Here is a 22,050-nt window from a genome sequence, read left to right on the forward strand (position 1 = left end):
CAATGGTAATAAGTCCTGATGGTCTAAACTCGGCAACCGAAGATAGCTCTGATGAACGCACCCTCAGCCTCTGCAGCCCAAACCGTCAAACTCGACATCACCGGAATGACATGTGCAGGTTGCGCATCTCGCTTGGAAAAGACTCTCCAGGCAACCGAAGGTGTGGTCAAAGCCACGGTCAATTTCGCACTTGAAATGGCAGAGGTGGAACACCTGCCTCAGGTCGCCGCAAATGATCTGGTGGACGTGGTCTCGACAGCTGGTTTTGAGGCCAGGGAGCGCCGGGACGAGGCAGAGGCAGCAAAGAAGGCTTTTGAAGAGCGCGAAGCACATAGCGACGCAGAAGAACGCAAAACCTTTCAACTTTTCACGCTATCAACGCTCCTTGCGATTCCATTAGTCATTCCAATGGTTTTGATGGCGTTTGGTGTGCAATTCGAGCTCTCTGGCGTACTGCAGTTTGCATTAGCAACGCCAATCCAACTTTTCGTCGGTGCGCGATTCTACAAAGGTGCGTTTACAGCGCTGCGTCATGGCGGCGCCAACATGGATGTCCTCGTCTCGCTCGGCACATCCGCCGCTTATCTGTACAGCGTTTATAACGTCTTCTTCGCCACACAGGCGCAGGCAACAGACCTCTATTTTGAAGCATCTGCTGTCATCCTCACCCTCATTCTGATGGGTAAGTATCTGGAAATACGGGCGAAACGCTCCACCTCAGCTGCTGTTCGCTCTTTGATCGCCCTGCGACCAACCACGGCCAACAAGATCGTCGGCGACAAGATTATCCCCGTCGGCATCTCAGACCTGCGCCTCGGTGATTACATTGTTATCAAACCGGGCGAGTGCGTTCCAACCGATGGCTTGATTGAAGAGGGTGAAAGCGAGCTGGATGAATCTATGCTCACCGGTGAGAACCTGCCCGTGCACAAAAACAAGGGTGATCAGGTAACCGGTGGAACAATCAACGGAGCGGGTGCAATTTTTGTCCGCACCACCGCCCTTGGTGAATCAACACGCTTAGCTCAGATTATCCGCCTTGTTGAAGGCGCACAGGCCTCCAAAGCACCGCTACAAAAATTAGTCGACAAAGTCGCAGCTATTTTTGTTCCCGTTATTGTACTGATCGCCCTCGCAACCTTCGCTGGCTGGATGCTTTACTCCGGCGATGTCACAACAGCCGTCAGCGCATCCGTCGCCGTCCTCGTCATCGCCTGCCCTTGCGCACTGGGACTTGCTACCCCGACAGCACTTGTCGCAGGCACCGGCGCAGCTGCGAAGGCTGGCATACTTATCCGCGATATCGAAGCGCTGGAACGCGCCCACAAAGTCGATACAATCCTCTTTGATAAAACCGGCACGCTGACCGTCGGCAAGCCAGTTCTGACAGATGCTCAGGCGTTTGACCGCAATGACGACCGCCTGCTGACAATCGCAGCCAGCATCCAACTGGGCAGCGAACACCCACTCGCCAGCGCACTTATCCGCGCAGCAGAAGAGCGCAACCTCAAGCTCACCCGCCCACGCTCCATCAAGGCTATCCCCGGCAAGGGCCTGATTGCAGAGCTCACTGGACAGCAGGTCTCCATCGGCAACGCAGCCCTGATGAAAGACCTGAATGTCGCCCCATCCATGATGGGCGATGGCCTTGTAAAGACTTATGAATCCTCAGGTAAAACCGCAGTCACAGTCGCCCTTGGTGATCGTGCAATCGGTGTTCTAGCCTTTGTTGATCAGGCACGGGACTCCGCCCGTGAAGCTGTAGAATCCCTTAAGAAACAAGGCATTCGCACAGTAATGATCACCGGCGACACCGAACTTGCCGCCAAAAACATCGCAGATCAGGTCGGCGTTGACGAATTCCAGGCACGTGTTCAACCAGAGGGCAAGAACGAAGTCGTAAATGACTTGAAAGAACAAGGCTATAGAGTTGCAATGGTCGGCGACGGCATCAACGATGCCCCTGCTCTGGCAGCTGCTGACCTCGGCATCGCAATGGGCTCCGGTGCTGATGTTGCATTGGAAACCGCTGGCGTCACACTCATGCGTTCTGAGCCAAAGATGATCCCCGCAGCACTGGACATCTCCAAGGCAACCCTCAGAAAAATCAGACAAAACCTGTTCTGGGCCTTCATCTACAACATCATCGGCATTCCGCTGGCAGCGCTGGGATTGCTCTCCCCTGTCATCGCAGGAGCCGCCATGGCCATGAGTTCCGTCTCCGTGGTTACCAACGCCATGTTGCTGCGGCGCTGGAAACCGAAGAACATGAACTGACATCATCAATCCAGCCCCTGAAAGACAAACTCAGGGGCTTTTTTGTATCTTCCCTCCCTCCGGTTGACCAATACCGTTCTTTCTTAGAAGAACTCTGACCAATCATAAGAGCGCTAACTAGAAGAATAATGCTTCACCACATCTATCAGGCTGATGCAGTAGAAATAATTCAGTTAGACGGAAAACAAATAAGCTCTTCATAAGGTCAACCAATATATAAAATGGTTTGACAACTCCTCGAATCCATCCAATTCTTTCCGTTACATATCGCAGCCTCAGCATTCTATAGTTTCATCTCACGAATACATTCGCTGCGATCATCCGGGGGGAAGCATATGTTTACGAGAAAGATTGCCAAAGCCACAGTTCTGGGTGCAGCTCTGCTTGCAACAACTTCATTCGGCTACGCGAAGACATTGAAACTCAGCCACAATCAGGGACCAGAGCACCCTCTGCACATTTCCATGCAGCACATGGCAGACAAAGTTGCAGAAGCCACCGGCGGATCTCTCAAAATCCGCATCTACGGCAATGGCGCACTGGGAACACAAAGAGAATCCATGGAGTTAGTGCAAGAAGGCACCCTCGCAATGGCCAAAACCAATGCCAGCGAGCTGGAAGCCTTTGAAGAGTCATACTCAGCGCTGAACCTGCCTTACATCTTCGTAGACGAGAACCATTATTTCGATGTTCTCAGCGGCCCAATCGGTGACGACATCCTCGCAGCGTCAGCAGACAAAGGCTTTATTGGTCTGACCTTTTACGTGGAAGGTGCCCGCTCCTTCTACGCCAACAAAGAGATTCACTCTCCAGCTGATCTCAAAGGCATGAAGATCCGCGTCCAACCATCCCCCTCCGCAATCCGCATGGTAGAGCTGCTCGGCGGCAGCCCGACCCCAATCTCCTGGGGCGAATTGTACAGCGCACTTCAGCAGGGCGTGGTCGATGGTGCAGAGAATAACCCGCTGGCGCTGACCACAGCACGTCATGGTGAAGTCTCCAAGGTTTATTCCGATGACGGCCACACAATGATCCCGTCCATCGTAGTCATTTCAACCACGGTCTGGAATTCGTTAAACACAGACGAACAAACAGCAATTCGTGATGCTGCCAAGTCCTCCATGCACTTCCATCGTGCGCAATGGAACGAGATGACTAAGAAGCATATAGAGCAGGCAAAGTCCGAGCTTAATGTGAAGTTCATTGAGGTGGATAAAGCACCATTCATCGAAGCTGTTTTGCCAATGCATGCAGAAGCCGCAGAAAAATCTGAGAGAGTTGGCTCCTTGATCACACGCATCAAAGCATTGACCCAATAAGCCTTCTAATGGAATAAGAAAGGCCAGAGTACCAAGGCAAATCTCTGGCCTTTTGTCTCGCTTGCAAATCTGCTTTATTTAGTATCTTAAGCGTGCAGCAATCACTAAAAATCCGCCAAACCGCGCAGGCATGGGAGAATGAGCGAAATGGATGGTCAGCGTCGCCGCTATCAGGAAGTAGCTGAAGTCTTGCGCAAAGAGTTAGGCAACGGAACGTTCAAGGTTGGAGATCGCCTCCGCCCGGAGCGCCAGATTGCTGAAGAAATGAACGTCAGCCGCTCACTCCTGCGCGAAGCTATGATCATGCTTGAGATCGAAGGCTTGATTGATGTGCGCAAAGGATCAGGCACTTACGTTGTACGCCTGCCGGATGCGGAGCAAGTTACTCCCACTTCAAATCTGGAAGACATCGGCCCGTTTGAGCTCCTGCAGGCACGTCAGCTTATGGAAAGCAACATCGCAGCCTTCGCAGCCTCCATGGTCACCAAAGCCGATATCCTGCGCATGCGCGATGCTTTGGAGCGTGAGCGCGAAGACCTTGCAAAAGGCTCCGGCGGATATGAGGCGGACGAAGAATTCCACCTGCTCATAGCAGAAGCCACCCAGAACTCGGTACTGGTCGATATGGTCAGAAACCTCTGGCAACAGCGCACCCGTTCCAGAATGTGGGATAAGCTGCACGAACGCATCTTCGACAACACATACCGCGAAGAGTGGCTCAACGACCATCAGGATATCCTCGACGCTCTGAAGCGAAGAGACCCGCAAGCAGCAAAACAAGCGATGTGGCAACACCTTGAGAACGTCAAGAAACGCCTGATGGATTTATCAGACGTAGACGATCCGGCCTTTGATGCCTACCTGTTCCAGCAGGATCCGCTAACGCCCGCATAACCCGCCAACGGGCATTAATAGAGCACAATTCATAGTACCGTTGCCAAATGGGGATTATATCTTTGATAAATTCCCATAGACGTTTTGCACCCTTTACAGGCGGATGCGTTCGCGAGATGTTTACTACGTAAAATCAACAAGAGTGGGATGGAACAAGCTTCCACTTCGCACGCTGTGCATAGGGTGGCCCGGCAATCATGCACGAGATTGAGCTTAAGCTTTCTGTAGACGAAACAACTCTGGAGCAACTGGCCAAAGCAAAACCACCAAAAGGCTTTGCGGTCAGTGAGCAATCCGTGAAACGTCTCCGTTCCGTGTATTACGACACGCCGGACCACACGCTCAAAAAAGCCCGTATCTCGCTGCGCACGCGCCACAACGGCACCAACTGGCTACAAACCATCAAGCAAGGCGGCGGCATGCAGTCCGGGCTCTCCAAACGGATTGAGCTGGAACTGCCCATAGCCGGAATTGAGCCAGACTTCCATGTGATTTCTGATAATGAAATCAAGCAGAAGCTCTTATCTCTGCTTGAGGGCAAGCAATGGGGAATCCTGTTCGAGACCGCCATCACGCGCACTTTGACCTACTATACAGACAAAGCAGGTGCGAAGATTGAAGTGGCTCTGGATTCCGGCATAGCCAAAACAGCCACTAAAGAGCATCCGATCCATGAAGTAGAGCTGGAGCTGATGGAAGGCCCGGTCGAAAGCCTGTACAAACTGGCAGGCGCACTCATGAAAGATCGACCAATTCTGTTTTCCAGCAGTAACAAGGCAGGCATTGGCTATCGACTGGCAAGTGGTGAACCACCTGAGCTGCCCTCAGAAGCACTTCACTCCAACTACATAGAGTTGGAACCAGAAGACAACGCAGGCTCAGCCTTCCAAAAAATCCTCAGCGAATGCCTCAACCAGATTGTCGCCAACCGTTCTTGCGTCCTTCAGCAAAATATCTCTGAAGGCCCGCACCAACTACGTGTCGGACTGCGTAGATTAAGAAGTGCGTTCAATATCTACAAAGCAGCTTTCCCGGGCAACGAAACCATCGCAGCGCTGGATATCTCCGCAAAGCAATTGGCAACAACAGCAGGAAATCAAAGAGATATCGATGTACTGGTGGAAGATATCATCACACCGGTTATCCCGTTACTGCCAGACACGCACTCAGTCGAACCGCTCTTTGAAGCCATTAAACTGGCACATGTGGAAGCTCAGGTTGAACTGAGACAGGAGCTGATCGATCCAAAGCTCAACGGCTTCCTACTCCAACTGGGAGAACTGGCACACAGCTCAGCTTGGAAAGAGAACCTGGGACTAAGCGAGTTCAGGAAACTGGACCTACCAATTCAAACCTTCGCCCAAAATGCACTATCCAAGCGCTGGAAGGCCTGCGAAAAGCGGGCCGAGAACCTGCAGGACCTCACCATCGAGCAGCGCCACGACCTCCGCAAATCGCTCAAAAAAATGCGTTATACGGTTGAGTTCTTTCGCTCCCTCTATGAGCCAGAAGATCTGCGTATCTTCCTTAAGTGTCTGAAGCGCCTTCAAAATACCTTCGGCTATCTCAACGATGTGGCCATGGCTGATCGTCTGGTCGCAATGAAGCTTCCGCAATCCTTACAAAACAACGAAGTTTCAACGGTCATCGGTTTTGTCGCCGGTTGGCATCAGGCCAGAGCAGACAACGCATGGCTGGAAGCGCAGGAACGTTGGAACGCCGCCGTAGAAGCACCCAAGTACTGGCTCTAAACAAAAGACTAGTCATTTCTGACGGTTAGGTGCATTCGGTCAGCAGCCACATAGGCTCGACCAATTTGTATAGGCGCCCCACTCGCAATCACATTGATAGATTCCATCACGAGCACAGGCGATCCCTCGGAGATCTTAAGCAACTCCGCATTATGCGCACTACAAAGCGCCGCCGTAATCCGGGTTTCCTGACGCCGATAATCACCGAAACCATACTTCTCCATGATCTTGGTGATCGAGTTAGTCTCATTCAAATCTGAAGGCAGATTGGGAAAGCGAGACACTTCAAACCAGCGCGTTCCTGCGATAATTGGTGTGCCATCTGCGTAACTCACAGACTCACATTTAAACAGTGCAGTGCCTGGTTCAATCTCCAACAGTTCGGATGTGTAAGCATCTGCAATCACTTCGGTCGTGCGGAAGATATCCCCATAAACCTCCTGCGCCTGACCCGACAAGTTCTCCGAAAAGCGCGTGCGCGGACCGATGGGATAGACCAGCGGAGCCTTGGCAACAAAGGTTCCCCGCCCCTGATCTGAACGTAAAAAACCCTCTTCGATCAAAGTGGAAATCGCACGCCGAACAGTATGGCGGTTAACCTCAAAGCTATGTGCAAGCTCTTGTTCTGCAGGGATTTTCTCCCCCTCAGAAACCTCAGCTCGCGAAAGCTCAGAGCGCAGTACTTCAGCAATCTGCTTCCACATGGCAACGCCCGCACGTCGCTCAACAGGAGAGAATTCAAATTTCATCGCATTCGTCATGTCTTCGTCATGAAACAACACTAATCAGTTGGCGAGCAAAATATTTGTCTATACAACTAGACAACATTAGTTCTAGCTTAGCAACCAAATTCAGACGCGCGGATCCAATCTTTCGACAAACCCGCAAGGCGTCACCACACAATGCCAGAGAACCAGCGTGTTCCTGAAAGTTAAAGGGGCTGAAATGACGGCAAGTTCGCTCAAAGAGCAATCACCGGAAATTGCAGCTAGGCAGAATGCCCTGGGCATTCTGGCAAAGGCCTCAGCGCAAAACCTTGCAGAAGCCTGGAAAAACCTCGGTTTAGAGCCGAGCTACACGGTTATCCGCCCAGCAGAAATCGGGCTCGTGATGGTCCGTGGCCGCGCTGGTGGCACCGGCGCTCCCTTCAACATGTGTGAAGCGACCGTCACTCGCTGCGTCATAGCTTTGGACGACGGGACCACCGGTTTCGGTCAAACCCTTGGCCGCGAAAAACAAAAGGTTCTGCTAGCAGCTCTCATTGACGCTCTTTGGCAACAACAAGAACACCGGGTTCTTGTTGAGACGAAGGTTCTTCAGCCATTAGCCTCCGCTCAAGAACAAGCAGAAAACGAAACACGCGCTGAAGTCGCAGCCACCAAAGTTGATTTCTTCACCATGGTTCGGGGAGAATAATATGAGCACGCAAACAGCCTCCTCAATCTTCGCCAAAGCGCCTGCTCCGGGTCTGGCAGATCCAGTCCACGACGCCCAGTCCGTATTCCGCTCCGCCATGAACGCACTGGCGCAACCCGGAACTGTGCAACAGCTGGACAATCTCACACTTAGCCCTCCTGCTCCACTGTCTGTAGCTGCGACAGCGCTCGTGCTGACACTTTGCGATTATGACACACCGCTCTGGCTGGATCCTGCGCTCGCAACCAATGAAACCGTCAAGAATTACATCCGCTTCCACACGGCAGCACCCTTCGTTGAAAGCCCTGCAGAAGCCGCTTTTGCGCTGGTCTCGGATGTAAAACTGCTCCCTGCTATCGCAAGCTTTGCCGCTGGCAATGCGGAATATCCAGACCGCTCAACCACGATCGTTTTGATGGTCGATGAGCTCACCGAAGACGACGGTATCACGCTGAAAGGTCCGGGCATAAAAACTGAGAAGCAGTTCAGCATTGCTCCCGCACCAGCAATGTTTTGGCAGCAGATGCAAGACAACAGCACACTCTACCCACTCGGCATCGACATCATTTTTGCTGGAACCAATCAGGTCGTAGGCCTGCCTCGCTCCACTAAAATCACCGGTTTGGAGGCTTAACTCATGTATGTTGCTGTGAAAGGTGGCGAGAAAGCCATCCGAAACGCTCACAAGCTCATGGCACGGGATCGCCGCGGCGATACCAACGTGCCATCCCTGAGCCTCAAGCAAATCTCTGAGCAGCTTTACCTCTCTGTCTCCCGCGTGATGGCAGAAGGTTCTCTGCATGATGCAGAACTGGCAGCACTCGGCATCAAGCAATCTCGCGGCGATCTCATCGAGGCTGCCTTCCTGATGCGTGCTTACAGAACAACCCTGCCACGCTTTGGGTATTCCAAACCAATCGACACCGCTAAGATGCTGATCCGTCGCCGTATTTCCGCAACTTACAAGGATCTTCCAGGCGGACAGTTACTCGGACCAACCTTCGATTACACCCAGCGCCTGCTCGATTTCAAACTGGCAGCAGATGGCGAAGCTCCAGCACCAGAAGTGCAGGAGTTCGAGAAGGAAGAGGTCGTCCCACGCGTGACAGATCTCCTCAATGAGGAAGGCCTGATTGAACCAGATGAGCCAATCGCACCGGATGCTCCAGTAGGTGACATCACCCGCGAACCGCTCACCTTCCCAGCAGACCGTGATCTGCGTTTGCAGAATCTGGCACGCGGTGACGAAGGTTTTCTGCTGGCACTTGGCTACTCCACCCAGCGTGGTTTTGGCAGAACTCACCCGTTTGCAGGAGAAATTCGTCTTGGGGAAGTCGAAGTTGACTTCTTCATGGAAGAGCTCGGCTTCGAAGTTCCCCTTGGCACCATGACAGTCACCGAATGTCAGATGATCAACCAGTTTCAAGGTTCGGCTTCTACACCACCACAATTCACTCGCGGTTATGGTCTGGTTCCCGGACAGGGAGAGCGCAAAGTCATGGCAATGGCTCTGGTGGATCGCTCTTTGCGGGCTGAAGAGCTGGGCGAAGAAATAGACTCCCCAACGCAAGATCAGGAGTTCGTTCTGTCTCACTCAGACAATGTGCAGGCCACCGGCTTCGTTGAGCACCTCAAACTGCCCCACTACGTCGATTTCCAGTCAGAACTGGAGCTGATCCGCAAGATTCGCAAAGAGTGGCAAGGGAAACGTGAAGCGGCTGAACAGGAACTCGTAGCGGAGGCAGCACAATGACCGAGCGTGTTGAAACACAAGGCATCTCCGACGAGCACTACAACTTCGCTTATCTGGATGAGCAAACCAAACGCATGATCCGCCGCGCGATCCTCAAAGGCATCGCGGTCCCCGGCTATCAGGTTCCCTTCGCCGCCCGCGAAATGCCAATGCCATACGGCTGGGGCACCGGTGGTATTCAGGTAACAGCTGCAGTCATCGGCAAGCACGATTGCCTGAAGATGATCGATCAGGGGTCAGACGACACCACAAACGCCGTCGCCCTGCGCAACTTCTTTGTCGAAACAACAGGCGTAGACACTACCACAAAGACAAAAGACGCCAGCATCATCCAGACCCGTCACCGCATCCCGGAAGAAACGCTGACAAAGGATCAGGTGCTCGTCTATCAGGTTCCGATCCCAGAGCCACTCCGCTTTCTGGAACCGCGCGAAACCGAGACCCGTAAGATGCACGCACTGGAAGAATACGGCCTCATGCATGTGAAGCTCTACGAGGACATCGCAAAGTTCGGCCACATAGCAACTGCCTACGCCTACCCGGTCATGGTGCAGGACCGCTATGTGATGGACCCTTCCCCGACGCCAAAGTTCGACAATCCAAAGATGGACCAGATGGAAGCGCTCCAGCTGTTTGGCGCAGGCCGCGAAAAACGCATCTATGCCATCCCACCACATACCAAAGTGGTGAGCCTGGATTTTGAAGACCATCCATTTGAAGTGACCAAGTTCGACCAGCCTTGCGCCATCTGCGGGGCAGAAGAGGTCTATTTGGATGAGGTCATTTTGGATGACGACGGCAACCGCATGTTCGTGTGCTCTGACAGTGATTTCTGCGAGGAACGCCGCGAGGCCGGCCATGTCGGGCACCTTGGAACCAATCCTCTGGAAGCAGAAGGAAACGACTAATGTCTCTGGATATTCAAAGCTCTGAAGACTTTCCGCTGCTTCAGGTCAGTAACACGACAAAACTTTATGGCGGCCGCATCGGCTGTAAAGACGTCAGCTTCGATCTCTATCCGGGTGAGGTGCTTGCAATTGTAGGCGAGAGTGGCTCGGGCAAAACAACGCTGCTCAACTGCCTTGCAACGCGCCTCACCCCGACCTCAGGTTCGGTCAACTACCGCAATCGCATGGGCCAGATGCGCAACCTCTACGAAATGAGTGAAGCCGAGCGCCGCATGCTCATGCGTACCGACTGGGGTTTCGTCCACCAGCATCCAGCAGACGGCCTGCGCATGACAGTCTCTGCAGGGGCCAACGTTGGTGAACGCCTCATGGCAGTTGGCGCTCGCCACTACGGCAACATCCGCGACACTGCCACCGATTGGCTAGGCCGCGTCGAGATCGCAGAAGACCGCATTGACGATGACCCACGCGCATTCTCCGGCGGCATGCGCCAGCGTCTCCAGATTGCCAGAAACCTCGTCACAGCCCCACGACTGGTCTTCATGGACGAACCAACTGGCGGCTTGGATGTGTCTGTTCAGGCACGCTTGCTGGACCTCCTGCGCGGTCTTGTCGCCGACCTCGGTCTCTCCGTGATCATCGTGACCCATGATCTGGCAGTGGCCCGCCTGCTCTCACACCGTATTCTGGTGATGCGCCACGGTCATGTCATCGAAAGCGGACTGACAGATCAGGTACTGGACGACCCGCAAGAGAGCTACACCCAGCTCCTCGTCTCCTCCATCTTGCAGCCATAAGGACAAGACAATGACAAACACTCCGAAAACCAAGGTGCTTGTTTCCGACCTTGCCAAGTCCTTCAAGATGCACTTGCGAGATGGCTTGGAAATCCCTGTCGTCTCCGGTGTGAACTTCTCCGTTTCAGCAGGAGAATGTGTGGTTCTTGGCGGTCCGTCAGGTTCGGGTAAAAGTTCAATCCTGAAAATGATCTACGCCAACTACCGTTGCCAGAAAGGGCAGATCCTGATCACGGATGGTGATGAGATTGTCAACGTAGCCGACGCAACTCCACGCCGCATTATCCGCCTGCGCGAAACCACAATCGGTTACGTCTCACAGTTCCTCCGCGCAATCCCACGCGTCCCAGCACTCACGCTGGTTGCCGAACCTCTTATGGCGCAAGGCGTTGCAGAAGACGAAGCGTTTGAGCGCGCTGGCAACTTGCTTTCCCGCCTCAATGTGCCAGAGCGCCTCTGGCAGTTACCACCAGCGACTTTCTCGGGCGGAGAACAGCAACGCGTCAACATCGCCCGCGGTTTCATCGCGCACTACCCGATTCTTCTTCTCGACGAACCAACCGCCTCACTCGATGCAGCAAACCGAGCTGTTGTAGTTGAGCTGGTGGAAGAGAAGAAAACGCAAGGTGTAGCAATGGTCGGCATTCTTCACGATCATGACGTTCGCGATGCCATTGCGGACCGGATCATCGACGTAACTTCATTCGCGTCGGCTGCATAAAGCATATCCGAAAGCGGTATGCAGAGAAGGGAAACTCGCTCCATGATAAAGCACCCCAAAATTGCGGAGACGGTCATTGAGTCAACCGTCACCCATCGAGAGGCTGCAGTTGGCAAGCAATGCGAAGTGCTTGGCCCAACCTATCTGGAATATTGTGAGATTGGCGACTATTCCTACATTGGCCCGAACTCAACGGTTGCGGACACCACAATCGGCAAGTTCACGGCCATTGCATCCAATGTTCGCCTTGGCCCTCCCAATCATCCCCTGGAGCGGGTTTCCCAACATCGCTTTACCTACACCCCCGAATACTACCGCGAAGATAAAGAACGGGATCACCAGTTCTTTGCTGATCGCAGGGCTGCGCGTGTCATTATAGGCAATGACGTTTGGATCGGACACGGCGTAACCGTGCTACCCAGCGTAACGATTGGCGACGGCGCAATCCTTGCAGCAGGCGCTGTGGTGGCGAAAAGCGTGGAGCCCTACACCATCGTAGGCGGTGTCCCGGCAAAACCGATCAAGAGACGCTTCTCCAAGGAAGCTGCTGACCGGCTGATCCAACTCAAATGGTGGGACTGGTCAGAGGACATAATCTTCGAGCGGCTCCCTCTGTTTCAATCGATGACTGTGGAAAGGTTTCTGGAACACTTCGAACCAGCCTGAGGTGTCATAGGACTGACACCGTTTGCCCGGTACTTCGAAGCCCAAGGATATTCTGGATATGCGTTACTCAATCTATTTCACACACCCACAGTCAGCCACGCTCACGGAGTTGGGAAGCCAATGGCTCGGGCGCTCAGCCTTTTCCAATGAAAGCCTCGCACACCCGCACCTGAACGAGTTTGGGCCCGGGCACCTGCACTCAATCACCGAAGACGCACGTCGCTATGGCTTCCACGCCACCATGAAACCACCATTCCATCTGGCGGAAGGTAAATCGCAGGAAGATGCAAAAGCAGCTTTCAGCACGTTCGCCAAGCAAACATCTGCCTTCACCATCGAAGGACTTGCGCCAACCTTCCTCGGCAAGTTTCTCGCCCTGACACCGACGCAGCCGTCAGAACAGCTCAACGGACTGGCAGCGCAATGCATCAAACAGCTCGACCATCTTCGCGCACCTTTGAGCGAACAAGACATCGAACGACGCCGCAAAGCGAACCTGACACCACAGCAGGATGCCTACATGCTGGAGTGGGGCTACCCCTACATTTTCAAGCATTTCCATTTTCATATGACCCTGTCAAAACGACTTGAAGACGAGAACGAGCGCAAAGCTCTCAAAGCTGCCGCAGAAGACCACTTCAAGCCTGTCATTCATCAACCAATCTCCATTTCGCACCTCGCCCTCTGCGTTGAACCAGAGGCTGGGGCGCCATTTCAAGTCATTGAAATAAGACCATTGGAAGGACAAGTAGCATGAGCGATGTATTAGTCGGCGAAGCGCCACATCAGACATCAACAATGGTCGAGCCACACACACCAATGACCTTCACCAACGCAAAACTGATCCTCCCCGATCAGACGCTGGAAGGCACACTGGCAGTCGAAAATGGCATGATCAGCGACTTAAGCGACGGCAATACGTCCAATGCACTGGACTGCGAAGGCGACTACCTCATTCCCGGTCTTGTCGAGCTGCATACCGATCATCTCGAAAACCACTACAAGCCCCGCCCCGGCGTCACATGGAACGCAGTCTCTGCCGTTCAGGCCCACGACGCGCAGATTGCCTGTTCTGGCATCACCACCGTGTTCGATGCCCTGCGCGTTGGCATGGAAGACGACGCAGACCTGACTGCACAAGACATGCGGGCCATGGCGGATGCAATCGAGATCGGTCAACAAGAAGGCCGCCTGCGCGCTGACCACTACATCCACCTGCGCTGCGAGGTTTCCGCCGACAATTGTGTTGAAGGCTTTGAGCTGTTCAATGACGATCCACGCGTTCGTCTCGCATCCTTGATGGACCACACACCGGGGCAACGCCAGTTCACCTCTCTGGATCAGTTCGAGCTTTACTACAAAACCAAGAAGGGTTTCTCGGACGAGCAAATGCAGGAATTCATGCTGCAAATGCAGGCCCGTGCAGATCGCAACTCCGATAAGAACCGCCTTGCGATCGCAGACCGCGCCAAAGCTGCAGGCATGATGCTGGCCAGCCATGACGACGCGACCCTTGCCCACGTTGAGGAAGCAAACAAGTTTGGCATCAACGTCGCTGAGTTCCCAACCACCATGGAAGCGGCAAAGGCCTCACACGAAGCTGGCATGGCTGTGTTGATGGGGGCTCCAAACGTGGTGCGCGGCAAGTCCCACTCCGGCAACATTTCCGCCCGTGAGCTGGCAGAAGCCGGTTATCTGGACGTCTTGTCCTCGGACTATGTTCCAGTCTCCCTTCTGCAAGCAGCCTTCTTGCTAGCCCAGCAAATTGAGCGCATCTCCATTCCCGAAGCCGTACAAAAGGTAACCAAGATCCCGTCAGAGGCTGTGGGCCTTACAGATCGCGGCGCACTTGAAGTTGGCCGCCGCGCGGACCTGGTGCAAGTGCGAATGGTTGGCGACGTGCCAATCGTCCGTGGTGTCTGGCGCGAAGGATATCGCGTCGCATAGCACAGCTGATGAGAGGGGGATCTATCGTGACGGTTTTGGATACAGCTCAGGAGCAAGCAAAAAAGCTTGGCCCTGGCGCACTAATCATGGTCGTTGGGCCAAGCGGTGCAGGCAAAGATACACTGATTTATGGCTATAAAGAGCAGTGTGAAGGCGATACAAACATCATATTTGCCCGTCGCCTGATTACCCGTCCGGCAGATGCCGGCTCAGAACCGCACGAAGCAGTCTGCCACGAAGACATGTCGGAGCTCATCGATCAGGGACGCGTGGCATTGTCGTGGCCTGCTCATGGATTGACCTACGCTCTGCCGGAATGCGTCGATCACCACATCGCCAAAGGCGGGATTGCCATTGCAAATGGCTCACGAAAAGCCTTGGCAGAAGCCGTTGGCAAGTATGAGAAACTGCTGGTCGTACATATCACGGCACCAATCCACGTGCTCGCGCAACGCCTGTCCATGAGAGGCCGCGAAACCACAGAGGATATCGAGCAACGTCTGAGACGCGCAGATCTTTCGCTACCGGAACTACCGCATCTGGTGGAAATACAAAACACAAACGACCCTCAGGACGGCATCAAGCAACTGGAACAAGCAATCACGGCATTTATGCGCGGAGCTTTTTCATTGCCTCTAAGCCCAGCAGGTGCGCGGTGATCATGCCAAACAAAGCCGGAGCAAATTCGTACTTGAGTGGAGCAAATTCTGGCTCCTCGTAGAGTGTCACCAGAACTGGCGGTGGATTGGTCACAGGCCACAGTCCGGCAACGAACACATGAATGCTGAAGAAGACACTCATCGCCTCTTCCGCATCAAGCCACGGCAACCCTTTTTGCAAAGCGCTTGTTGCTCGGGCAGCTTCCACCAGCAAGGCGCGCTTGAAATCACGTACACAATCAATGGAGATATTCTTCTCCATTGTCGGAGCAATTTCACTCATCAGCTCACATAGCACCTGACGCGACGCGAACATTTCAGCAAGAAGCTTCGCCATATCAGCGGGAGCCATCTCACCGGGGACTTCCTGCTCCAGATCCTCAATCAGCTTGACAAAATCACGTAGCAGCAACTCAACCAGAATGGCTTCCCGCGTTTCAAAATACCGATAAATGTTGGATTTCACGATACCTGCACGGCTGGCAATTGCCTGCAAGGTCAGTCCATCTACGCCGTCCTGCTCAAGCACGCAGGTCGCGGCACGTATAAGATCATTATGGCGCTGTGCCTTCGCTTCGGCAGATCTGGCGCGCTGAAAACTCTGGTTGGTCATAGTTTGGTGATAGGTCTCATTCCAATCCATGTCAATTAAACTTGGCAAGGTCCATTGACAAACATCTGTCAGATCATAAGTTAAGAGAACAAAAGTCTCCTAACTATAAATTTACGGGATCGCCAGACAAATGTACCCGAAGATACCTCTGACCGTGAATGGTCAAAAACAAGAGATAGAAGCCGACCCGGAAATGCCACTTCTGTGGGCGCTTCGGGACATTATGGATATCAAAGGCCCTAAATTCGGATGCGGTATTGCAGCCTGTGGCGCATGCACCGTTTTGATTGATGGGGAGGCCGTGCGTTCCTGCTCGCAGCCGGTTGGAGAAGTCGAAGGTGAGATCACCACCATCGAAGGCATCTCCCAAGGCGATGAACTGCATGCCGTTCAGCAAGCGTGGATGAAACACTCCGTTCCTCAATGCGGTTACTGCCAGTCCGGCCAGATCATGGCTGCAGTCGCTCTATTGGAGGAAAATCCAGACCCGACCGATGAAGACATCAGCGATGCCATGACCAATCTGTGTCGCTGTGGCACCTACCCAAAAATCAAAGCCGCGATCAAAGACGCAGCACAAACGCTGGGAGCTTGAAGATGAGCCGATTGGGAAAATACACCCGCCGTGCCTTTCTCGGCCTTGGCGTTGCAGCTGCCGGTGGTCTTGCCGTGGGCTTCTATTTCTACCAAAAACCCTATGCAAACCCATTGGACGCCAAGAAGGCTGAAGGTGAAACACCGTTCAATCCCTATGTGATGATTGATCAAGACAACACCATCACTATCATCGCTCCACGTGCTGAGATGGGTCAGGGCATCCACACAACACTGGCAGCTCTGGTCGCCGAAGAGCTGGAAGTTCCACTTGAGCAGGTGGTTGTGGAACATGGTCCATCCAGCCCGGCTTATTTCAATGCTGCAATGCTGGAGGAATCCACCCCCTTCCCGTTTTATGATGAAAGTGTCTTGGCAGAACTTGCGCGCGGCTCGATGAAAATCGTCGCCAAGTTTCTCGGCCTGAACATGACGGGCGGCTCCTCCTCTACGACGGATGCCTTCGTGAAGATGCGTGAAGCCGGATATGCCGCAAAGTTCGTCCTGCTAAAAGCAGCAGCAGAACACTTCGGCACCTCAGAAGATAATCTCACACTTGCAGACGGTACCATCACAGACCCAGCCTCCGGCAAGTCTGTCACTTATGGAGAGCTGGCCAGCAAAGCAGCTGCGGTCTCACCTCCAAGCGAGATGAAGCTTAAGAAAGCCAGTGACTGGAAGATCCTCGGCAAATCGCAAAAGCGTGTTGAGTTGAAAGACAAAGTCACCGGAGGCCGCATTTTCGGCATCGACGTACAACTGCCAAACATGCTTTACGGCACCGTAAGAATGGCCCCGCGCAAAGGTGTCAGCCTCAAGAGCTACGACAAGACCGCAACACTCGCCATTCCTGGCGTCAAAGATGTCGTCGAAATCAGAACAATCACGGGTGAAGGTCTGGGCGTTGTCGCTGACAACACCTGGGCAGCGTTCAAAGGCGCTGAAGCCTTGGAGATCGAGTGGGACGATCCACTCTCCCTTCAAAACTCCGATCAAATGTGGTCCGCCCTTGAAAACGCACTGACGCAAGAAGCCACATTCGAGTTGGGTGGCACCGGATCTGATGCAGAGGTCTTTACATCTATCCCGGAAAGTGAAGCCGTATCAGCGCAATACCGTGTCCCATTCCTGGCCCACGCCACGATGGAGCCAATGAACGCGACAGCCCAGCACGACGAAAACACGATCCGTGTCTGGACTGGAACACAGGCTCCCGGCCTCATTCAGTCTGTTGTCTCCAGTCACTTCGACATGGACAGCGCCAACATTGACGTTACCACTACCCGTCTCGGTGGAGGCTTTGGACGTTGTCTGGAAGTCGACTTTGCGCTCTATGCTGCAGTCATTGCCAAAGCAACCGCACCAAATCCAGTAAAAGTGACTTGGACGCGCGAAGAAGACACGCAGCACGACACCTACCGTCCAATGGCGATTGGCCAGTTCAAAGGTCAGGTGACACCGGATGGCACGTTAAAGACCATGGACATGCAGGTGGCTTCCCCATCCATCATCCAGAGCGTAATGCCACGGATCTTCCCGGGTATCAGCCCTGCAGGTCCAGACAACACAGTACTCGATGGCGCCTTCAATCAGCCGCTGGATGTTGAAAACATCCGCTGTCAGGCTCACGTGGCAGATCTTCAGGTGCCTATTGGTTTCTGGCGCTCAGTCGGCAATTCCGTCAACGGTTTCTTTCATGAGAGCTTTATGGATGAAGCTGCACACAAAGCTGGCAAAGATCCACTTGAGTTCCGCTTGGCTCATCTAACCAGCGATGAATTCCGGCCAGCACGGGAAGCCTTGAAGCGCGTCGCAGAAATGTCCGGCTGGGGTACACCGCTACCCGCAGGCAAAGGCCGCGGCATCGCCCACGTTCTGTCCTTCGGTACGTGGACCGCACAAGTGGTTCAGGTTGATGTCACCGACAACACTGTCACTATTGAGGAAGTCTGGGCCGTTGCCGATCCGGGCATAGTTCTTGATCCGGGTATATTCAAGGATCAAATCATGTCCGGTATCAACTTCGGGCTCAGTCAGGCGCTGGGACAGGAAATCACATGGGTTGATGGCGAGATCGAACAAGCAAACTTCGACACGTTCGATGCCATGCGCATGCATCAAGCTCCCAAGATCACCATTGAGTTGCTGGAGAATTCTCCACGAATGGGTGGTGCAGGCGAACCTGGTACACCACCATCAACGCCAGCATTGGCAAATGCAATCTTCGCAGCAACAGGTAAGCGCATCAGGCAGATGCCACTCAGCAACGAGATCGACTTTATCTAAAGAGCGTTCCGTTTGATTGTATTCAATCAAACGACAAGAATTCGCTCAAAACAAAAAAAGCCCAGAGCATTCACCGCTCCGGGCTTTTCATTTCTGTATGGAGGCTTGATCAATCGGAGAGGAAGCCAGCTGGCATACCAAACGCTTCCTCCAGAGAGCTCAGTGTTGCATCAGGATCTGCGGTTCCATCAGCGACCGCTTCCACATTCACATTCCCCGGCCCACGCGGCACCACATCACGGCGCTTCAAGTCCCGCTTCGGAGCTGCGATCACCCGTGATTTCTTCGGTGTTGTAGCTGCAACCGCAGGCGTTGACGCCTCTCCCGGCTTGGCTACAGGCATGACAACCTTAGAGGTATCAGTGTTCGCAACGGCTCCTTCGGCAAGAGGAGGCAGATCACCATCCCCAACCGAGGCTGTAGTCACATCATTATCTTCTGCTGATGGCTGAGCAAGCACGGCTGGTTCAGCTGCCACATCCTTAGCAGCTTCAGGTGACGCAACAGCCGCATCTCTTGCAGCAGCAGCCCGCAAACGCTGCGCCTCTTCAACTGTCTTTGCAGTTTCAAGATCCTTCGCCAGCTTTTCAGAAAGCTTTTGTGTCTGCTTCACATCACCAAAAGACGCGCTTGCATACTCTTGAATATCGACAGGCTCAAAGCTCGGAAGGTTGATCGATCCACGGATCTTCAGCGGTGCCATATCCGCGGTCTGCGTCGTTGCAGCTCCCTCATCATCCAGCTTGGACTGATCGAGCAGGCTTGGCTGCAGATACCACAGGACCTCACCATCTTTGATGTTGATCGCACCGCGTCCTTCAACCAATGCAGTCTTGCTTTGCAACGTCAGTGCCTGAAATTCAGCAGTACCCTGATCAAAGATCACATCAGCACCCCAGCTGGAAAATTCAGTCTGATCATTGTCCGTAAACGGCCAACCCGTAATGCCTTTGCCCCCGACAGAGGCAACCAACCGATCCACATCCAATTCATGCAACATGCCGTTGCCAAGCTGAAAGCTGAGCGCTCCACCCATATTGACCCAGAGGTCACTCGGTGTCTTACCGGAGGTGTTCACATCCATTTCAGCATACAGATTACCATCAACCCGCGGCATATCACTGAGCGATGCAAGGAATGGAGCCGCATCAATACCTTTTAGCGAGAACTCAGCAGAGATACCCGGTTTAACCGTTGCGCCGTTCAGAAGAAGTTTGCCAGCACCCTCGCCTTGATAAAGGCCAACACGGGCAACATCCAAAGCCAATCGGCCATCAGACAGCGCTGCTTTCAGCTCTGCATTCCGTCCACGAAGCGCACCAAGCTTCAGGTCCTGAATGGAAAGCGCCAGGTCCAGATCAAAACTGCGCAAGACGGAGAAGTCATAAGCGCCCTCGCCCTTGGCATTCTTCTCATCACTGCGAGAGAACATCTTATCGAAAGACGCATGCGCAACTTCCAATTCACCACTGAGCTTTGGAACTTCACCTGTATCCAGACGGCCAGTTCCTTTGAGGCTTGTGTCATCCAGAACAAACCGCGCATTCTCAAAGGCGACACCGCTATCATCAGCTTCAAACTGACCAGAAAGCTCCAGCTTCTGACCGCGCAGATAGCGAGGGAGCGGTCGACCATACCAACGGGCAAAATTGCTGAAGTCATCTGTCTGGAAAGCAAAGATCCCATCAAAGCCATCACGCAATGAGTACGGACCAGTCAAACTCCCGGAAAACATCTCACTGGAGAACGCGAGATCTATATTCGCATCAGAGCGCAGACCACCCTGCAAAACAATCGGCTCACCATGCCAGCGCGCGGTGCCTTGCAGCTGTAGTGGCTGAGACAGGCCTGAGAAGACAAAAGTCAGATCCATGTCATCAAGAGCTTCGTCGCGCCCTTCAACCGCCAGCATATTTGGCAGGTGAATGTCAGCGACACGCCCCTTCCGCAGGATCGCACCACCATCAACTTCCAGCGCAGCAACCAACTCATCATAGGATTGGCCAACGCCGTAGAACGAAGCATCTACATTGGCAAAACCGGATGCAGGAACATCCAGCCCAACCAAGCGCAAAAGCTGCTCAAAATTCAATGACTGTCCGCTGACCTGCCCCTTCAACTCATAACCGTCTTCAAGGTAGTTCAGCGCAATGTTGCCGCCAAAGCCAACAGAGCCAGCAGTAATGGAAAGGTCTTTTGTGCGAACCCCACGTTGACGGAACTGCAGCTCACTTGTCAGTGCACCACTGCCAACACCTTCTGGCAAGTTCGCATCCTGTTGTGCAGCAACAGCAGCAAGGCTCGGCAACTCAACAGAAACTTGTAGTGTGCCAACGGGCCGTGCACCAAAGGCAAGCTGGCCATTAAAACGAACTTTCTCTTGAGCAGGTCCAGTTACATGAGCCTCAACAGACGTCGCGCGAGCCTCGCTCAGCGCGGTAACTGATCCAACACGCCCACCAACAACATAACGCTCGTCACTCTGATTAAACGCACCTTCTGCTGTCAGGCCATCACCGTCATGCTCAAAATTAAGCACGAGATCGATCTCAGAAAGAACTATTGGTGCTTCTTGCTCAGGTTCACTGTAAGAAACGACACCTTTTTGAATGCTGACGGTGTCCAAGTCCAACTGCTGCATAAAGGAAGCAACGCGGCCTGCAATATTTGCAGCAACCAGAGAGGCTTCCCCTTCGTCACCCTCAGAAAGCTGCGGCTGCCAGGACGCGCCGCCTTTCTGATCAAATTCAAGCGTCCACTCTGGCTCGACAAGCTCAATGTTGCGGATGATGTTGCCACCAGTCAGCAAACGCAGAGAGTTCAGCTCGAACCGGGCTTTCTCTACCCGTGCAAACTCAATCCCGTCAGCTCGCGCAACACCTGCAACGCCAACATTATCAACTTCAATCGCCAGTGTCGGAAACAGATCCACACTCGTGCGCCCGTCAAGACGCAGCTTCCATCCGGTTGCTGTCTCAAAAGACTCTGCAATTTGGGCTTTCAGCTGTTTCTGCGGAACGAGAAGTGGCGCAAGCACCAGACCACAAACCACAAGAGCGGCAAGAGCTCCAAAAATAAGAAGAGAGCGTTTCATTTAGTCTTAGTATCCTAGTGGACGGTTTCGTGAGGCCCGAAAAAGGACTCTCATGTAAGCAGCTTGTACTCAACAAATACAGGGCAAAAAGCCCGTAGAAAACGTCTAAATTATGATTGGTTAAAGCCTTTCAAGACCCAGAACAAAAGCACAACCTATCCTGAACCACTGCGTTCTATCATATTTGCTCCCAATTGTCGCAGTATCACGTGGCTTCAAATTGGCGTATTTCTGTCCTTTTCCTTGGCTTTTGTAATTGTTTTTGCGTATCAATAGTATTCCATTCGGATCTGAATCATCTTTAAGCACAACAGAAAAGCACTATTTTAAAGTGCAAGAAAACCAATAGTTGCAC

At 53.3% G+C, this 22,050-nt stretch carries 19 protein-coding genes; 16 read left to right on the forward strand and 3 right to left on the reverse strand.

The features are described from left to right. Positions 1-51: 51 nt before the first annotated feature. The 4 genes from DHN43_RS15385 to DHN43_RS15400 all read left to right on the forward strand — a co-directional run bounded on the left by DHN43_RS15385 (position 52) and on the right by DHN43_RS15400 (position 6,241). Positions 52-2,277, forward strand: coding sequence for a heavy metal translocating P-type ATPase (locus tag DHN43_RS15385; protein ID WP_108819160.1), 2,226 nt, complete (start codon positions 52-54; stop codon positions 2,275-2,277). A gap of 335 nt (positions 2,278-2,612) precedes the next feature. Then, the gene (locus tag DHN43_RS15390) at positions 2,613-3,596 is read left to right on the forward strand and encodes a TRAP transporter substrate-binding protein (RefSeq protein WP_108819161.1); all 984 of its coding nucleotides are present in this window, start codon (positions 2,613-2,615) and stop codon (positions 3,594-3,596) included. 147 nt (positions 3,597-3,743) lie between these two features. After that, positions 3,744-4,490, forward strand: coding sequence for an FCD domain-containing protein (locus DHN43_RS15395; RefSeq protein WP_057461877.1), 747 nt, complete (start codon positions 3,744-3,746; stop codon positions 4,488-4,490). Positions 4,491-4,687: 197 nt separating this feature from the next. Beyond that, the gene (locus DHN43_RS15400; RefSeq protein ID WP_108819162.1) at positions 4,688-6,241 is read left to right on the forward strand and encodes a CYTH and CHAD domain-containing protein; all 1,554 of its coding nucleotides are present in this window, start codon (positions 4,688-4,690) and stop codon (positions 6,239-6,241) included. Positions 6,242-6,249: 8 nt separating this feature from the next. On the opposite strand, the gene phnF is transcribed toward DHN43_RS15400, so the two are convergent. After that, positions 6,250-7,002 carry a phosphonate metabolism transcriptional regulator PhnF gene (phnF, locus tag DHN43_RS15405; RefSeq protein WP_208995441.1) on the reverse strand — a complete coding sequence of 251 codons (753 nt, stop codon included), beginning with the start codon at positions 7,000-7,002 and terminating at the stop codon, positions 6,250-6,252. A gap of 184 nt (positions 7,003-7,186) precedes the next feature. On the opposite strand from phnF, the gene phnG reads away from it, so the two are divergent. Genes phnG through phnN form a run of 10 tightly spaced genes read left to right on the forward strand, consistent with a single transcriptional unit; the run spans position 7,187 to position 15,108 of the window. Further along, positions 7,187-7,657, forward strand: a complete 471-nt coding sequence (gene phnG, locus DHN43_RS15410; protein WP_199914816.1) for a phosphonate C-P lyase system protein PhnG — start codon at positions 7,187-7,189, stop codon at positions 7,655-7,657. Position 7,658: 1 nt separating this feature from the next. After that, a complete protein-coding gene (phnH, locus tag DHN43_RS15415) occupies positions 7,659-8,291 on the forward strand; it encodes a phosphonate C-P lyase system protein PhnH (RefSeq protein ID WP_108819165.1) in 633 nt (210 codons plus the stop codon). Between the two features lie 3 nt (positions 8,292-8,294). Then, positions 8,295-9,410 carry a carbon-phosphorus lyase complex subunit PhnI gene (locus tag DHN43_RS15420; RefSeq protein ID WP_108819166.1) on the forward strand — a complete coding sequence of 372 codons (1,116 nt, stop codon included), beginning with the start codon at positions 8,295-8,297 and terminating at the stop codon, positions 9,408-9,410. Next, positions 9,407-10,318, forward strand: coding sequence for an alpha-D-ribose 1-methylphosphonate 5-phosphate C-P-lyase PhnJ (locus DHN43_RS15425; protein WP_108819167.1), 912 nt, complete (start codon positions 9,407-9,409; stop codon positions 10,316-10,318). The genes DHN43_RS15420 and DHN43_RS15425 overlap by 4 nt, the downstream gene beginning before the upstream one ends. Then, positions 10,318-11,115, forward strand: coding sequence for a phosphonate C-P lyase system protein PhnK (gene phnK / locus DHN43_RS15430; protein ID WP_108819168.1), 798 nt, complete (start codon positions 10,318-10,320; stop codon positions 11,113-11,115). Before DHN43_RS15425 ends, phnK begins: the two co-directional genes overlap by 1 nt. A gap of 10 nt (positions 11,116-11,125) precedes the next feature. Continuing rightward, entirely contained in the window at positions 11,126-11,836 is a 711-nt protein-coding gene (gene phnL / locus DHN43_RS15435; protein ID WP_093519906.1) for a phosphonate C-P lyase system protein PhnL, read from the forward strand. A gap of 42 nt (positions 11,837-11,878) precedes the next feature. Continuing rightward, a complete protein-coding gene (locus DHN43_RS15440) occupies positions 11,879-12,502 on the forward strand; it encodes a DapH/DapD/GlmU-related protein (RefSeq protein WP_244306764.1) in 624 nt (207 codons plus the stop codon). 58 nt (positions 12,503-12,560) lie between these two features. After that, the gene (locus DHN43_RS15445; protein WP_108819170.1) at positions 12,561-13,259 is read left to right on the forward strand and encodes a DUF1045 domain-containing protein; all 699 of its coding nucleotides are present in this window, start codon (positions 12,561-12,563) and stop codon (positions 13,257-13,259) included. 41 nt (positions 13,260-13,300) lie between these two features. After that, positions 13,301-14,449 (forward strand): alpha-D-ribose 1-methylphosphonate 5-triphosphate diphosphatase, encoded by a 1,149-nt coding sequence (locus DHN43_RS15450; protein ID WP_108819268.1) that lies wholly within the window; start codon positions 13,301-13,303, stop codon positions 14,447-14,449. Positions 14,450-14,475: 26 nt separating this feature from the next. Further along, the gene (phnN, locus tag DHN43_RS15455; RefSeq protein WP_108819171.1) at positions 14,476-15,108 is read left to right on the forward strand and encodes a phosphonate metabolism protein/1,5-bisphosphokinase (PRPP-forming) PhnN; all 633 of its coding nucleotides are present in this window, start codon (positions 14,476-14,478) and stop codon (positions 15,106-15,108) included. Here the strand turns inward: phnN and DHN43_RS15460 are convergent. Then, positions 15,059-15,751, reverse strand: a complete 693-nt coding sequence (locus DHN43_RS15460; RefSeq protein ID WP_208995443.1) for a TetR/AcrR family transcriptional regulator — start codon at positions 15,749-15,751, stop codon at positions 15,059-15,061. The two genes, phnN and DHN43_RS15460, sit on opposite strands and share 50 nt — an antisense overlap. 100 nt (positions 15,752-15,851) lie before the next feature. On the opposite strand from DHN43_RS15460, the gene DHN43_RS15465 reads away from it, so the two are divergent. Together DHN43_RS15465 and DHN43_RS15470 are read left to right on the forward strand one after the other, a co-directional pair. Then, the gene (locus tag DHN43_RS15465) at positions 15,852-16,316 is read left to right on the forward strand and encodes a (2Fe-2S)-binding protein (RefSeq protein ID WP_082827038.1); all 465 of its coding nucleotides are present in this window, start codon (positions 15,852-15,854) and stop codon (positions 16,314-16,316) included. Positions 16,317-16,318: 2 nt separating this feature from the next. Further along, a complete protein-coding gene (locus DHN43_RS15470) occupies positions 16,319-18,601 on the forward strand; it encodes a xanthine dehydrogenase family protein molybdopterin-binding subunit (RefSeq protein ID WP_108819173.1) in 2,283 nt (760 codons plus the stop codon). A gap of 109 nt (positions 18,602-18,710) precedes the next feature. On the opposite strand, the gene DHN43_RS15475 is transcribed toward DHN43_RS15470, so the two are convergent. Beyond that, on the reverse strand, positions 18,711-21,695 hold the full coding sequence (locus DHN43_RS15475) for an AsmA family protein (protein ID WP_108819174.1): 2,985 nt from the start codon (positions 21,693-21,695) through the stop codon (positions 18,711-18,713). Positions 21,696-22,050: the final 355 nt, after the last annotated feature.

This window comes from Pseudovibrio sp. Alg231-02, from assembly GCF_900143565.1.
Taxonomy (GTDB): domain Bacteria; phylum Pseudomonadota; class Alphaproteobacteria; order Rhizobiales; family Stappiaceae; genus Pseudovibrio.

Bases quoted from the DNA above. Each gene is read 5' to 3' on its own strand.
- DHN43_RS15440 (WP_244306764.1), top strand. From the start codon at position 11,879: ATGATAAAGCACCCCAAAATTGCGGAGACGGTCATTGAGTCAACCGTC.
- DHN43_RS15450 (WP_108819268.1), top strand. From the start codon at position 13,301: ATGGTCGAGCCACACACACCAATGACCTTCACCAACGCAAAACTGATC.
- DHN43_RS15390 (WP_108819161.1), top strand. From the start codon at position 2,613: ATGTTTACGAGAAAGATTGCCAAAGCCACAGTTCTGGGTGCAGCTCTG.
- phnK (WP_108819168.1), top strand. From the start codon at position 10,318: ATGTCTCTGGATATTCAAAGCTCTGAAGACTTTCCGCTGCTTCAGGTC.
- DHN43_RS15445 (WP_108819170.1), top strand. From the start codon at position 12,561: ATGCGTTACTCAATCTATTTCACACACCCACAGTCAGCCACGCTCACG.
- phnG (WP_199914816.1), top strand. From the start codon at position 7,187: ATGACGGCAAGTTCGCTCAAAGAGCAATCACCGGAAATTGCAGCTAGG.
- DHN43_RS15400 (WP_108819162.1), top strand. From the start codon at position 4,688: ATGCACGAGATTGAGCTTAAGCTTTCTGTAGACGAAACAACTCTGGAG.
- DHN43_RS15460 (WP_208995443.1), bottom strand. From the start codon at position 15,751: ATGGATTGGAATGAGACCTATCACCAAACTATGACCAACCAGAGTTTT.
- phnL (WP_093519906.1), top strand. From the start codon at position 11,126: ATGACAAACACTCCGAAAACCAAGGTGCTTGTTTCCGACCTTGCCAAG.
- DHN43_RS15475 (WP_108819174.1), bottom strand. From the start codon at position 21,695: ATGAAACGCTCTCTTCTTATTTTTGGAGCTCTTGCCGCTCTTGTGGTT.
- DHN43_RS15395 (WP_057461877.1), top strand. From the start codon at position 3,744: ATGGATGGTCAGCGTCGCCGCTATCAGGAAGTAGCTGAAGTCTTGCGC.
- DHN43_RS15420 (WP_108819166.1), top strand. From the start codon at position 8,295: ATGTATGTTGCTGTGAAAGGTGGCGAGAAAGCCATCCGAAACGCTCAC.
- DHN43_RS15385 (WP_108819160.1), top strand. From the start codon at position 52: ATGAACGCACCCTCAGCCTCTGCAGCCCAAACCGTCAAACTCGACATC.
- DHN43_RS15425 (WP_108819167.1), top strand. From the start codon at position 9,407: ATGACCGAGCGTGTTGAAACACAAGGCATCTCCGACGAGCACTACAAC.
- phnH (WP_108819165.1), top strand. From the start codon at position 7,659: ATGAGCACGCAAACAGCCTCCTCAATCTTCGCCAAAGCGCCTGCTCCG.
- phnF (WP_208995441.1), bottom strand. From the start codon at position 7,002: ATGACGAATGCGATGAAATTTGAATTCTCTCCTGTTGAGCGACGTGCG.
- DHN43_RS15470 (WP_108819173.1), top strand. From the start codon at position 16,319: ATGAGCCGATTGGGAAAATACACCCGCCGTGCCTTTCTCGGCCTTGGC.
- DHN43_RS15465 (WP_082827038.1), top strand. From the start codon at position 15,852: ATGTACCCGAAGATACCTCTGACCGTGAATGGTCAAAAACAAGAGATA.